The sequence below is a fragment of the Sphingobium sp. SG1 genome (assembly GCF_057063145.1).
Genome location: NZ_JBVVOJ010000003.1, coordinates 134,915 through 148,584, shown reverse-complemented (window position 1 = coordinate 148,584; position 13,670 = coordinate 134,915). Strand labels below are relative to the sequence as shown.

Below are 13,670 nucleotides of genomic sequence, written 5' to 3'. Positions count from 1 at the left end.
CTCATTGCGCACCGCCAAAGCGGAAGCTGGCCGACACGCCATAGAAGCGCGGTGCCCCGCCGATGAAGGTCGGCATGCCCAGGCTGTCGCCGGTATTGCCCGCATCCATGATATATTTCTTGTCGAAGGCGTTCTCGATGAAGCCCTCGATCCGCCAGGCGCCACCGGGCGCTTCATAGCCAAGCCGCGCATTGACCAGCGCATAGCTGCCCTGCCATTCGTCCTGGATATTGTCGGCGACCAGAGCGGCGGGCGGCTGCTGCAGGTCCGGGCGGTCATTGTCATCGTCGAAATAGGCCTTCGACTGCCAGGTGACGCTGGGCGTGAAGACGATGCGGCCGGGGCCGGCGGGCAGGGACGCCTGCGCACCGAAGGACGCGCTATGGTCGGGCGACAGGCGGAAGTGGTTGCCGTCGCGCACGCCCGTCTTGAAGCGGCTGTGGTTATAGGCGTAGGTCGCGAACAGGGTCAGCACGTCGCTCGGCACCCAGCGCAGTTGGCCCTCGAAACCATAGCTTTCGGCCTTGCCGGCATTGGTCAGGACGAACTGCGTGCCCTGCTGCACCGTGGTCTGGAAATTATCATATTGGTAGAAGAAGGCCGCGCCGTCGATGAACAGGGTGCGGTTCATCAGCGCGGTCTTGGCGCCCAGTTCGAAACTGTCGACCGTTTCGGAGTCCAGCACGGAAAAGCGGGTGGCGCCCATCGGCGCGGACGGCGCACTGGCGGCCAGCACTTGCGGACGACGGCCACGGGCATAGGTGGCATAGAGGCTGGTGTCGGTGCCCGGCTTGTAGCGGGCGGTCAGGCGCCAGGAAAAGCCGCCATTGCTGAGCGTGTCGCTGTCGACCCCGCCATTGCCGGCGGTCGGCTGGGCGCCGAGGCCGAACATCGGCACCGGATAGGCGGCCGAGGTCGGAATGTTCGCCGCGCCGGGCACGGCCAGCGCCTGCAGCAGCGCGGTGCGCACCGCCGCCGGCTGGCTCAGCGCGCCGATCAGCCCGCCCAGGATCGACCGGCCATTGTCGACCGACGACATATAGGTGCTGAGCTTGTCGTCATGGGTGTAGCGCAGACCGCCGCCGAGCTCGAACTGGTCGGACAGGCGCAGGGTCACGTCGCCGAACAGGTCGAAGGCGCGGGTGCGCGCGCCATTGGTGGTGCTTTCGAGATGATTGGACTTGAGGTTGGCGGCGATCGCCTGGGCCTGCGCGCTCGACAGCGCGACGCCATAGGCGCTGGCGACACCCTGCAGCAGCGCGCCGGTGAAGGCGGGGCTGGCGAGCAGGGCGGCCGGCACCGGATCACTCGCGGCGCGGCCGGGGATGGCACCGCCGCCGTTCAGCGCGCCGGCCAGCCGGGCGAGGGTCGCGCGCTCGTCAAACTGGGTGGGAACGCGCTGCGTGCCATTTTCCCAGAAATAGCTGCCGCCCAGGAATGCCGTGATCGGGCCGCTGTCATAGGTCAGGCGGAATTCCTGGCTGAACTGGCGACCGCGCGCATCTTCCGCCGCGGTCAGCATCGGCAGGGAAATGCCGTCCGCGTCGAAGATTTCCAGCGCGTCGAAGCGGCGGAAGGCGGTGGTGGACGTGAGGTTGAACTGGTCGTTGAGCTTCAGCCTGGCGATGCCGGTGACGCCCCAGACCTGGCGATCAAGGCCTAGGCCCTTGCCACCCTCGAAGCCATCGGCCGCTGCCAGCGCGGCGCCGCTGTTGCGGCCGCGATCGCCGATCACCACGCCGGTGGCCGGATCGGTCGGGTTATAGGCGATCGACTTGAAGCCGGTGCCGCTTGGCGTGTCCTTCTGATAATTGCCGATCAGGTCGAAGCTCAAATCGCCCTTCTCGCCATGGAAGCTGCCGCGCACCGCCTTGGTGTCGGCGGAGTTGAAGTCGGCGCCGCCCAGCAGGTTTTCGGTATAGCCGTCGCGCTTGCGGATGCGGCCGGCCAGGCGGATCGCCATGCCTTCGCCGATCGGCGCATTGACCATGCCCTCGGTCAGCCAGCTATTATAATTGCCATAGGAGACCCGGCCCGCTGCTTCGACATTGTCGAGCTGCGCCTTGTTCTGGATGATGTTGACCGCGCCGATCAGCGCACCGCGACCATAGAGGGTCGATTGCGGCCCCTTGGCGATCTCGACCCGCTCAATATCGAACAGCTCGACATAGGAGCCGCGCGACTTGGAGATGGAAACGCCGTCCTGATAGAGTGACACGCGCGGTTCGTTGCTGGCGGTGCCGCTATCCGACGTGATGCCGCGCATCACGAAGCCGGGATTGTTGGGCGACTGGTTCTGGACGTCGAAACCGGGCACGAAGCGCGACAGCGCATCGAACTCATAAAGGCCCATACGGTCCATCTGTTCATTGCCGACGACGCTCAGCGCCATCGGCACGTCGATCGGGTCCTGTTCGCGCAGCTGTGCGGTGACGATGATCGAATCGGCCGACGCGGCATCGGGCGTTTCGGCATGGGCGGTTGCCGTAGCGAAAACGGGCAGGCTGATGGCGGCCAGAGCAAGAGAACGGAAGTGCATGATATTTCTCCCCTTTCGGCGCTCGGGTAGGAGGGGAGTATGAAGCGCGCATGACAGTGATGCGCAGCTTATATGACGGCGGCACTGGATGCGCTCTGCCGCCATCTGGCACCGACCCGGATCAGCCGGCAACTGGTCCGCCGCGGGGATATATAGGCGTCGCCCGGCTCAGACCGCCGATGCAGGTCGCGTTAGCCGTTCCGCCAGGAAGTCCACGAACACGCGCAGCCGTGCCGGCACATTGGTGCCGCCCAGGAACACGGCATGGATCGTCTCGATATCGCCGGGATTATAGTCTTCCAGTAACGGCACCAGGTCGCCCGATGCCAGTTCCGGCTGGACGCTGAACCGGCCGACCCGCGTGATGCCGACGCCATCGGCCGCCAGCTGCCCCAGCGTTTCGCCATTATTCGCCTCGATCGTGCCGCGCACGCTCAGCGCATAGTCGCGCCCGTCCTTGCGGAAGGGCCAGACCGGTTCGGCGCGGCGAAAATTGAAGTTCAGGCAGTTATGGTCGTGCAGATCCTCCGGCACGACCGGCGTGCCATGGCGGGCGAGATAGGCGGGCGAGGCGACGATGACACGGCCATTCTCGCCCAGCTTGCGGGCGGTCAGCGGACTATCGGCCAGCGGCCCGAAGCGGATCGCGACATCCGCTTGCCCGCCGGCGATATCGACCAGCCGGTCGCTCAGGCTGATGTCGACCAATATATGCGGATAGAGCTGCGCAAATTCGCCGAGCAGCGGCACGATGCACAGCCGGCCATGGGAGTGGGCGGCGCTGACCCGCAAGCGTCCGCGCGGCGCGCCGCGATCGGCGATCGTCTGTTCCGCCTCGTCCAGATCGGCCAGGATGCGGCGCGCGCTGGCCAGGTATGCCTGCCCCTCCGCCGTCATCGTCAGCGCGCGGGTGGAGCGCAGCAATAGCCGCACCCCCAGCCGATCCTCGATCCGGTCGACCGCGCGGCTGACGGCGGAGGGGGTGAGGCCCAGCAATCGCCCCGCGGCCGAAAAACTGCCCTCGGCCACCACGGTCGCAAAGGTTTCCAGCGCCCGCGCCCGATCGGCATGAAAGGGTATCTTTTCATCCATTGCAAAGATCCTTCGCCTTGCGGCCCTCTAAACGCGGGGAGTCCTGCCTTCCATTTATGCGTCCATCACGGAATGGAAAGGGATGATGATGGAATATCGGCAATTGGGGGCGTCGGGCCTGCGCGTGCCGGCGCTCAGTTTCGGCACCGGCACCTTCGGCGGCTCAGGGCCCCTGTTTGGCGCCTGGGGCAACAGCGACGCGCAGGAGGCGCGCCGGCTGCTCGACATCTGCCTCGACGCCGGCATAACCCTGTTCGACACTGCCGACGTCTATTCGAACGGCGCATCGGAAGAGGTGCTGGGCGCGGCGATCAGGGGACGGCGCGATCAGCTTCTGATCTCGACCAAGCTCGGCCTGCCGACCGGCGATGGCCATAATGACTGGGGCGTATCGCGCGACCGGCTGATCGGCGCCGTGGAAGCCGCGCTCCGGCGCCTTGGCACCGATCATATCGACCTGCTGCAACTTCACGCCTTCGACGCGTCGACCCCGGTCGAGGAATTGCTGGCGACGCTCGACCAGTTGGTCCGTGCCGGCAAGCTGCGCCATGTCGGCGTGTCCAACTATCCCGGCTGGCAGTTGATGAAGGCGCTGGACGTGGCGGATCGCCATGGCTGGCCGCGCTTCGTCGCACACCAGGCCTATTATTCGCTGATCGGTCGCGCCTATGAGGCCGACCTGATGCCGCTCGCCGCCGACCAGGGCGTGGGCGCACTGGTGTGGAGCCCGCTCGGCTGGGGCCGCCTGACCGGCAAGATCAGGCGCAGCAGCCCGATCCCGGAGGGCAGCCGCCTGCACCAGACCGCTGCCTTCGCGCCGCCGGTGGAGGAGGAGCATCTCTACCGCGTGGTCGACGCGCTGGACGAGATTGCGGCGGAAACCGGCAAGACGGTGCCGCAGGTCGCGCTCAACTGGCTGTTGCAGCGGCCGACCGTGTCGTCGGTCATCATCGGCGCCCGTAACGAGGAGCAGTTGCGCCAGAATCTGGGTGCGGTCGGCTGGTCGCTGACCGCCGATCAGGTCGCCCGGCTCGACCGGGCCAGCTACCAGATGCCGGCCTATCCCCACGCCCCCTACCATCAACAGGCCGGTTTCGCCCGGCTGAACCCGCCGCTTGTCTGACGGGAGGAGCATCATGAAGATCAATCCACCGCTGCTCGCGCTGGCGGCCGGCGCCTTCGGCATCGGCGTCACCGAATTTGCGCCGATGGGCCTGTTGCCCGTCATCGCCACCGACCTTGGCGTCTCCATCCCCGCCGCCGGCCTGCTCATCAGCGCCTATGCGATCGGTGTGATGCTGGGCGCGCCGCTGATGACGCTGACCACCGGCCGCTTGCCGCGCCGCACCCTGCTGATCGGCCTCGCCGCCATCTTCACCATCGGCAATCTGATCGCGGCGCTCTCCACAAGCTATGCGATGCTGCTGTTCGCGCGCATCATCACCTCGCTCAACCATGGCGCCTTCTTCGGCGTCGGATCGATCGTCGCCGCCAGCCTGGTCCCGCCCCAGCGGCAGGCGGGCGCGGTCGCCGCCATGTTCATGGGGCTGACCATTGCCAATGTCGTCGGCGTGCCGCTGGCAACCTGGGCGGGGGAAGTCATGGGATGGCGTGCGGCCTTCTGGGGCATTGCGGCGCTGGGCGTCCTCACCATCGCGGCATTGCGCCTGACCCTGCCCGACATGCCGGCCCCGACCGAGGGCGACGCGCGCTCCGAACTGCGGGTGCTGATGCGCGGGCCGGTGCTCGCCGCGCTCGGCCTTACCGTGGTCGGCGCCAGCGCGATGTTCACCGTCTTCACCTATATCACGCCGATCCTGCGCGATCAGACCCATGGCTCGATCGGCTTCGTGACGGCGATGCTGGTCCTCTATGGCGTGGGCCTCACCATCGGCAACTGGCTGGGCGGGCGCTTTGCCGACCGGTCGGTGGACAGGACGCTGATCGTGACGCTCGCTGCGCTGACGGCGATCCTCATCGCCTTCGCCTTTGCCATGCCCTTTGCCGGGCCGACGGCGGTGCTGATCTTTCTGTGGGGCATTGCCAGCTTCGCGCTGGTGCCGCCGCTGCAGGTGAGGGTGATGAGCGCCGCGGCCGATGCGCCCAATCTGGCGTCCTCGATGAACATCGGCGCCTTCAACCTGGGCAATGCGATCGGCGCAGCCCTGGGCGGCGCGGTGATTGCCGCCGGCCTCAGCCTGCCGTTCGTCACGATCGCCGGGGCCGCTGCGTCCAGCCTTGGGCTGATTGCGCTGCTGCTCAGCCGCCGCAGCGGCGCGCCGCGTGCCGCCACCGCCTGACGCTCACAGATAGGCGACACGGGCCGGCACGGTCACGCGGATGGTCGTGCCGGTCCTGGTGGTGGAGATGATCTCCACCGCGCCATCCATCCGTTGCGCCCGTTCGCGCATGCCGACCATGCCATAATGGCCTTCGCGCGATCCGGCCGCCAGCACCGCTGCGGACAGGCCGATGCCATCGTCGATGATCGCCAGCGACAGCCGGTCGGTGCCATGATGCAACTCGACGATGATGGTCCGCGCGGCCGCATGGCGCAGGCTGTTGCTGATCGCCTCGCGCGCGATCCGCATCATCTCGTCGGCGACCGGGGCGCAGACCAGCCGCACGGTGCCGGCCTCCTCGACGCGCCAGTCCAGCCGGTCGCCGACCATCTCGTCCAACAGCGCGCGCAGACGGACCGCCATCGCCACCGGCTGCAATGCCTGTCGCAGCGAATGGACCCGCTCGCGACTGTCGACCAGCACATCCTCGGCCCGGTCGAGCGCGCCTTCCAACTCGGTGCGGGCGCGTTCGCCGCGCGGCAGCAACTCGACCACCGCCTGGAAGCGCAGCATCAGCCCCTGGAACCCTTGCAACAGCGTGTCGTGCAGTTCCCGTGCGATCCGTTCGCGCTCGGTCAACTGCGCCTCGACCCGGCTGCGTGCCCGTTCGGTCACGACATGCAGGCGCCGGCGGTAGAGCAGCCAGCCGGCCAGCAGGATCAGGCTGATGCACAGGATGCGGAACCAGCGCGTCTGGTAGAAGGCTGGGGCGATCTCGAACGCGAGCGCCGCGCCCTGCGTGTTCCATACCCCGTCATTGTTCGCCGCGATCACATGGAAGCGATATTGGCCGGGCGCCAGATTGGTATAGAGCGCCTGCCGCTCCGTCCCGGCATCGAACCAGCCGGTGCCGCTGCCCTCCAGCCGATAGCGGAAACGGTTCTGCGCCGCATCGGTCAGGCTGAGGGCGCTATAGTCGATCTGCACCCGGCCGCTATGGGCGGGCAGGGCGATGCGGCCCGCGGCCAGCGGATAGGCCTTGCCATCGACCCGCAGCGACCGGATCGCCACAGGCGGCGGAACTGCGTTGCGAGCCAGCCGGGCAGGATCGGTCCAGGCCAGGCCCTGATCGGTGGCGAACCAGAGCTGGCCGTCGCGATCGAGGGCGATGTCGTTTGCCTCGAACAGGTTGGACCGCGCCCGGTAATCGCCTTCCTGGCCGACCCGCTGATAGGGGATGGGGCGATCGGGCTGGGCAAGGCCCTTGTCCAGCGCATCGCTGCGCATCCGCACGATACCGGTTGCGCCGTTGATCCAGGTCCAGCCATCGGCGGTGCGGGCGATGCCGGTAATCCCGGCCAGATAGGGATGGGTGCGTTCGCCCAAGGACTGCAACCGGCCGCCCTTCAGGCGCGCCAGCCCCTTCATCCCGCCGATCAGCCACTGGTCGCCATCGGCCCGCAGGGTCAGGATCGATCCGATCGGGCTGGTCCCGGCGGGCAGCAGCGCCATCTGCTCGCCATCGCGAATGCGCAGCAGCCCGCGCCGGCTGCGCCCGGCGATCAGGCCGCCATGCCCATCGGCGCGCAACAGGGTGATGGTGCCGCCCGGCTGCCCCGCCGCGCCGCTCGCCGGCACCAGCCGCCCGCCGTCCAGCCGGTAGAGCCGGTCCATCCCGGTCCAGAACTGCCCGCGATCGTCGCGTGCGCAACTGACCGACAGCGGCCCTTCGACCAGCGTCGTGCGGCGGACATCGCCGCGATCGTCCAGGTCGAGCAGGAAGGCGCCATCCAGGCTGATCGCCAGTAATTGCCGATCGTCGCCGCACAGCACGCCAATGTCGGCGCGCGGGAAGATCAGCCGGGGCTGGCGCTGGCCCGGCCCGACGCGATAGACGCCGGCGATACCGGCATAGAAGATATGGGCCGATCGGGCCGGCGCGACGAAGCCGGTCACCAGCGCCTCCTCGCCCGCGCCGATCAGGCTGGCGGCGGCATAGCGCTCCACCCCGGTCTCGGTGCCGACCCAGATATTGCCTTCCCGGTCCTCCAGTGCGGCGAGCGACAGCGGCATGTGCCCGGCCGCGACCTCGACCTTGTCGCCGCCCGCAGGAAGCCGCGCCAGGCCGCCATTCTGACCGGTGATCCAGGCCGTGCCCTGGCGATCGACATGGATATGGCGGGTGACATAGGGGGTGTTGACGGGATCGAGCCGGGCCGCGGCCTGCCCGCCGGAAATCGGCCGGATGCCGCTGTCGTCCGCCAGCCAGATCCGGCCCGCCTTGTCCTCGTCCAGCGCGGCAAAGGGGGCGACCTGCATTGCCAGCGGGGTGAAGTGCGCGGCACCGGGCGCCAGCCGCAGCAGGTGCGGCGGCAAGGCGAGGTAGAGGCTGCCGTCCGACGCGGCCAGCATCGGCCCCATCATGCCGTCGGTCACGCCCTGCTGCGCGCCATAGCGGCGCCAGCGGCCATGCTGGTAACGCGACAGCAGCATCTTGCCGCGCGCTTCGGCCGCGACCCAGATCGATCCGTCGCGCGCCTCCACGATGTCGGCGACGCCGCCCTGCGCCGGCCAGGGATTGGCATCGCGCAGATGGCCGTCGCGATAGAGGGCGATGCCGCCGAAATCATGGCCGACCCAGATGTCGCCATTGCGCGCCGCCAGCAGGGCGGTGACCTGCAAGGATCGGCGCGGGTCGTCGCGATCGGCCAGCATGCGCTCGAACCGGATGCCGTCAAAGCGGTAGAGGCCGGTCGAAGATCCCAGCCACAGATAGCCGTCCTTGCCCTGCGCCAGCGCACGGACATTGCCCGGCGCTCCGTCCTTCAGCGTCCAGCGGCTGTGGCGCAACTGGCCGATCGACTGGCTCGGGTCCAGCGCCTGCCCCGGCTGGGCCAGCAGCATGGCCGCGATCGCCGTGATGATCGCCCGGCGCTTCATGATCTTCTGCTCGGTCGCGACATGGGGGCCTTGGGGCGGGAGGAACCGACAGCCGTAGCGCTGCGGGCCGATGCGATACAAGCCCCCCGTTAGAGGGACGCTCGCCCCCTCCATCCGGGCTTTGGGAAATCGTGACGCCGCCGCATCATTCCCGCCATGTCGGATATCGCCAGTCTCAGCACGCGCCCCAACCTGCCGCATCGGCTCGACGCCGCGCCGCTTCTGGACCTGCTGACGCGGGCGCAGATGCTGCTGCATCGCGACCCCAACCGGGCGGACCTGTGCCTCGATCAACTGCGCGACCTGCTGCGGCAGGGCACGGACGCGGACGACGGCGCCGCCATGCTGGCCCGACGTCCCGACAGCCATTGCCCGCCGCCGACCGGCGGTCTGGCTGGCTGGCAATTGCGCAAGGTGACCGCCTATGTCGAGACGCGGCTGGGCCGCACGCTGGTGACGGAGGAACTGGCGCTGGTGGCGAGCCTCAGCCCCGGTCATTTCTGCCGCGCGTTCAAGGTCAGCATGGGCGAAACGCCGCATGCCTATGTCATCCGCCAGCGCATCCGCCGGGCACAGCGGCTGATGCTGGAAACCGGCCACAGCCTGTCGGACATCGCCAGCGCCTGCGGCCTGACCGACCAGGCGCACCTGACCCGGCTGTTCAAGCGGCTGGTCGGCACCACGCCGCTGTCCTGGCGCCGGACCTGGCAGGGATCGCCATTGGCGGCACAGGCATGAACAGCAAAAGGCTGGAGGCGTTCACCGACGGGGTGATCGCGATCATCATCACCATCATGGTGCTGGAACTGAAGGTGCCGCGCGGGGGATCGCTCGCCGATCTCGCGCAATGCCTGCCGTTGCTGATCGCCTATCTGCTCAGCTTCGTGAATGTCGGCCTCTACTGGAACAATCACCATCATCTGTTCCAGCTAAACCCGCGCATCGACGGGCGGGTGCTGTGGGCCAATCTCTTCCTGCTCTTCTGGCTCAGCCTGGTCCCGTTCGTCATCCGCTGGCTGGACGAGAGCGCCTGGTCGACCGGAGCGACGGCGGCCTATGGCATGGTGCTGGGCGCGGCGGCGATCGGCTATTTCCTGACCGAACGGGCGATCATCGCCTGCAATGGCGCAGGCTCCAGGCTCGCCCGCGCGCTCGGTATGGACTGGAAGGGCTGGGGAACGCTGGCCATCTATGGCGCGGCCATTCCCCTGAGCTTCGTCAGCCGCTGGCTGGCGGTCGCGCTCTATGTGTTGGTCGTCGCGCTTTGGTTCGTGCCCGACCGGCGGTTCGCGCGGGTCGCGCTGCCCTGATCTTCAGCCCCCGTGGGGCAGGGCGGCCGCCGGGTGGCGGACGCACAGCAGGGTGCCGACCAGCACGATCGCGCCCGACACCAGCAGCGGCAGCGCCAGCCCCATATGCACCACCATCAGCGCGCCGGCCGCCGCGCCCGCGAAGATGGCGACGATCGCCGCGATCCGCCGGGCGAGATTGGGATTGGCGCCGCCCGCCAGGCTGGAATCCGCTGCAATGCCGGTGACGGTCAGGGTCAGCACGGTGGTGGTGAGGTCGGGCACCTTCAACTGCCGGATGGTGGCGTTGCGAAAGCCCATCGCGATCGCGGTCAGGCTGATGATCGCGAACAGGTCGGCGGCGGGCTGGAGCGTGGGCACATGGAAATTCAGCGCGACGATCGCCGCGATCCACAGCAATGCCGCCTCGATCAGCGCGGCGACCGTCAGCCAGTGGCGCAGCGGGCGTTTGCCCAAGCCCTGGCCGACCCGGCCGGCGATCAGCGCGCCGATGAAGAAGGTCAGCAGCGCGACCAGATAGGGCGCCACCCTGAAGCCCGGCGTCTGCGCCGCGGCGAAGCCCAGGAACACGACATTGCCGGTCATGTTGGCGGTGAACACCTTGCCCAGGCCCAGCACGCTGACCGCGTCGACCAGGCCGGTCGTCGCCGACAGCAGCAACAGCAGGCCGGGCAGGGGGGATGCGCTTTGGGACGCTGGCGGCATGATGATGCTCCTCACAGGATCTAGAAACGGAAATTGGCCTCAAGGCCGGTCATGGCGATGGTCTGGGCCGGGCCGGTCTCACGGATGAAGGCGCCCGGTGCGAAGAAGGACAGCGAAGTTGACAGTTCCAGCTCCGCCGTCGCCTGCCAGGCCAGCGTCGCCTCCACCTCCTTGCCGATGAAGCGGGCGCGGCTGTCGCCGGGGCCACGGACCAGGTTGCCGGGAATGTCGTAGACGCCGTCATGGCGGGCGTAACGCCAATAGGCCATGCCGGCGACGCTGGCGGAAAAGCCGTCGCCCAGCGGCGCGCTGATCCGGGGATTGAGGCTGACGATGTTGGTCGGTCCGACGGGCGAGAGTTCGCCGAAATATTTGCCCTTGGGGAAGAGCGCGTTGAACGTGCCCAGCCTGTCATCTTCGCTGTCACGATCGCCGCTCACGATGTTGAAGCGCAAGGTGGCGTCGGGCGACAGCGGCAGGTGGGGCAGGGTGCGGCCGACTTCGGTGCCGATCGTCCAGGCGGCGATGCGCTGCCGGTCATAATGGCCGAACTGATAGACGCCCTCGACATTCCAGTGCCAGTCGCCCCGCGCGCCATGCGAACGAAGGCCTAGGCTGTGGCGCTCCTCCCGCCCCGTCAGCCCGCCGAAGCGCGCGGCGCGGTTGCGATAGCCCAGATAATAGAGGTCGAGCTCCGGCAGCGTCGCATAGGCGCCCCACAGCCTGCGGGTGTCGGACGTGCGATCGTCGAAACTGGCGGGGCCGGGCTGGACCGGGTTGAGCAGGAACAGGTCGAGCGCGCGGCCCTCGCCAAGGGACAGGCTGCCGCGCACGCCGTCGAAGGCCAGCGGGGTGTTGGGACCATAGCGGGTGCCGACCAGCCTTTCGGTGCCGAGCGAAACCATCTGGCGCCCGGCGCGCAGGGTGACGGGGCCGGCGCCGACTTCGGCAAAGCCCTGGAGCAGGTCGAGCCGGCTCTGGTCGATCGGGCTGGCCGAGGGCGCAACGCCGACCGCATGGCTGATGATCGGCTGGACAAAGGCACGGGCATGGAGCCGGTCCGGCGCGCCGACATGCAGGTCGGCATAGGGCATGGCGCGTGCCCATAAATAGCTGTCGTCGGGCGCATCGGCCCCGCCCCAGAGATTGTCGGCATAATTTTCGTTGCGCAGCCGCAGCTCGACGCCGGTGGACAGCCAGACATCGTCGCCCAGCGGGATATATTTGAACTGCCCCGTCCAGTGATGGCCGCGCTTTTGCGCGTCCGCCAGATCCGACCAATCCTCGTCATAGCGGGTGATCGACAGGGTCGGCGCCTGCCAGGCCTCCCGCGTCTGCGCGGCCAGCGGCGGGCAAGCGCAGAGCGAGAGGGCAAGGCAGACTGATTTTTTACACACGGCGCTGCGCCTGTTCGGCGACCAGCGCCGCCAGGATGAAGCCGCCGATCAGGCCCAGATGCTCGAAAAAGGCATTGGTGGCCATGAACCGCTCCTGCTCCATCGGCATCGTCCAGAAGGCGTTGGCGGTGAAGGCGGCCAGCAGGGTGAAGACGCCCAGCATCCCCGCGCCCAGCCAGGCCATGCGGCCGGTCAGGATCAGGATCGGCCCGATCAGTTCGATCGCGATGGTGAGCGTCGCCCAGAGAGCCGGCGGGGTCATGCCGAAATGCGCCTGCTCGGCAACCGCCGCCGGCCAGTCCGTCAGCTTGACGATGCCGCCCAGCAGATAGGCGCCGACCAGCAGCAGCCGGGCGATGAACCAGGTCGGCTTCCAGTCGAGGATCGCATCAACGAAGCGGGGATCGCGGTCGGCGCGCATCCTAGTTCGCCTCGGGCGCATGAACTTCGGCGATATAGCCGCCGGGGAAGCGCAGGATCGCGCTCTGGCGACCGGCGACGCTCTGCGGCGCGACCAATGTTTCGACGCCGGCGGTCTTCGCCTTGGTCAGCGTGGCGTCCATGTCGGCGACCTCATAACCGGTCATGTCGCGGCCATAGGGCCAGGGGAGTTGGCCGTCCGAGACGAAGACGGTCATCTTGCCATAGCCGCTCTCGATGGCGACGCGGCGGATCGTCTTGCCGGGCTGGCCGATTTCCTCGCCCTTGGCGGCGCGATCGTCGGAGACGATCCTGCCATGGGCAAAGCCGGTCCAGTCCCTGATGAACCGGTCAGCGACGTCGGCGGTCAGGTAGATGCGGTTTTCCGGCACGGTGGTCAGCGCGGGATAGCTGGGCTTGGCGGTGTGCCAGTAAAGCTGCATGTTCACGCCACCAGCCCATTGCACCACCACGTCGCGGCCGATCGGGTCGGGGAAGGTAGTGATGCGGCGCACTGCGCCATGCTTGAGCGCGGAGGCAACGGCACCGTCCATGTCGCTCACCAGATAGCCGGTCCGCTCATCGCCGAACGGATAGGGGATCGGCGTCTTGAAGCCGAAGACCGAGACGGTGCCGGCCGGGGTCAGTGCCAGTTGCGACTTGGTCAGGCTGGGCGTCGGTGTCACCTGGAACTCGCCCTGTTTCGACGTCTTGCCGCCGAAGGTCGCGACGAAGCTGGTGACGAAGGCGTCGAACTGGCCTTCGGGCACATAGACATGGGTGGTGTCATATTGCGGGCCGACCGCATAATCGGCGCTGGCGGCGGGCTTTGCGATGGCGACCGGCATAGGCATCAGGATGGCGGCGGCGAATAGGAAGGCGAAGCGCTTCATGGACAATCTCCAGGCAGGAAGTCTTTCTCGTCATCCCCGCGAAGGCGGGGATCCATCTCCGGGCGTTGCGCCGTCGGGCTTGGTTGCGAGAT

Annotated in this window: 11 protein-coding genes; 4 read left to right on the top strand and 7 right to left on the bottom strand. The window is 67.9% G+C overall.

Translation table 11 applies throughout. From position 1 onward, the window contains the following. Nucleotide 1 precedes the first annotated feature (1 nt). Entirely contained in the window at nucleotides 2-2,539 is a 2,538-nt protein-coding gene (locus AC0KVN_RS08700; protein WP_435566693.1) for a TonB-dependent receptor, read from the bottom strand. Nucleotides 2,540-2,707: 168 nt separating this feature from the next. Further along, entirely contained in the window at nucleotides 2,708-3,631 is a 924-nt protein-coding gene (locus AC0KVN_RS08695) for a LysR family transcriptional regulator (RefSeq protein ID WP_435566692.1), read from the bottom strand. Nucleotides 3,632-3,719: 88 nt separating this feature from the next. On the opposite strand from AC0KVN_RS08695, the gene AC0KVN_RS08690 reads away from it, so the two are divergent. Both AC0KVN_RS08690 and AC0KVN_RS08685 read left to right on the top strand, forming a co-directional pair. Then, nucleotides 3,720-4,754: an aldo/keto reductase gene (locus AC0KVN_RS08690; protein WP_435566903.1), complete on the top strand. Its 1,035-nt coding sequence runs from the start codon at nucleotides 3,720-3,722 to the stop codon at nucleotides 4,752-4,754. A gap of 13 nt (nucleotides 4,755-4,767) precedes the next feature. Beyond that, nucleotides 4,768-5,931 (top strand): MFS transporter, encoded by a 1,164-nt coding sequence (locus tag AC0KVN_RS08685; RefSeq protein WP_435566691.1) that lies wholly within the window; start codon nucleotides 4,768-4,770, stop codon nucleotides 5,929-5,931. Between the two features lie 3 nt (nucleotides 5,932-5,934). Here the strand turns inward: AC0KVN_RS08685 and AC0KVN_RS08680 are convergent, their stop codons facing one another. Further along, nucleotides 5,935-8,934, bottom strand: coding sequence for a ligand-binding sensor domain-containing protein (locus AC0KVN_RS08680; protein WP_435566690.1), 3,000 nt, complete (start codon nucleotides 8,932-8,934; stop codon nucleotides 5,935-5,937). A 75-nt stretch (nucleotides 8,935-9,009) separates the two neighbouring features. Here AC0KVN_RS08680 and AC0KVN_RS08675 point away from each other — a divergent pair, with 75 nt between their 5' ends. Together AC0KVN_RS08675 and AC0KVN_RS08670 are read left to right on the top strand one after the other, a co-directional pair. Beyond that, on the top strand, nucleotides 9,010-9,591 hold the full coding sequence (locus tag AC0KVN_RS08675; protein WP_435566689.1) for a helix-turn-helix domain-containing protein: 582 nt from the start codon (nucleotides 9,010-9,012) through the stop codon (nucleotides 9,589-9,591). After that, nucleotides 9,588-10,163: a TMEM175 family protein gene (locus AC0KVN_RS08670; protein ID WP_017499794.1), complete on the top strand. Its 576-nt coding sequence runs from the start codon at nucleotides 9,588-9,590 to the stop codon at nucleotides 10,161-10,163. Before AC0KVN_RS08675 ends, AC0KVN_RS08670 begins: the two co-directional genes overlap by 4 nt. Nucleotides 10,164-10,166: 3 nt before the next feature. On the opposite strand, the gene AC0KVN_RS08665 is transcribed toward AC0KVN_RS08670, so the two are convergent. From AC0KVN_RS08665 to AC0KVN_RS08650, 4 genes are read right to left on the bottom strand one after another with little or no spacing between them, the layout of a single operon-like run. Then, nucleotides 10,167-10,868, bottom strand: coding sequence for a YoaK family protein (locus AC0KVN_RS08665; RefSeq protein ID WP_483656067.1), 702 nt, complete (start codon nucleotides 10,866-10,868; stop codon nucleotides 10,167-10,169). A gap of 20 nt (nucleotides 10,869-10,888) precedes the next feature. After that, a complete protein-coding gene (locus tag AC0KVN_RS08660; RefSeq protein ID WP_435566687.1) occupies nucleotides 10,889-12,265 on the bottom strand; it encodes an alginate export family protein in 1,377 nt (458 codons plus the stop codon). Beyond that, nucleotides 12,258-12,686: a DoxX family protein gene (locus AC0KVN_RS08655; protein ID WP_435566686.1), complete on the bottom strand. Its 429-nt coding sequence runs from the start codon at nucleotides 12,684-12,686 to the stop codon at nucleotides 12,258-12,260. Before AC0KVN_RS08655 ends, AC0KVN_RS08660 begins: the two co-directional genes overlap by 8 nt. 1 nt (nucleotide 12,687) lies before the next feature. Beyond that, nucleotides 12,688-13,578, bottom strand: a complete 891-nt coding sequence (locus AC0KVN_RS08650; protein WP_435566685.1) for a VOC family protein — start codon at nucleotides 13,576-13,578, stop codon at nucleotides 12,688-12,690. Nucleotides 13,579-13,670 lie beyond the last annotated feature (92 nt).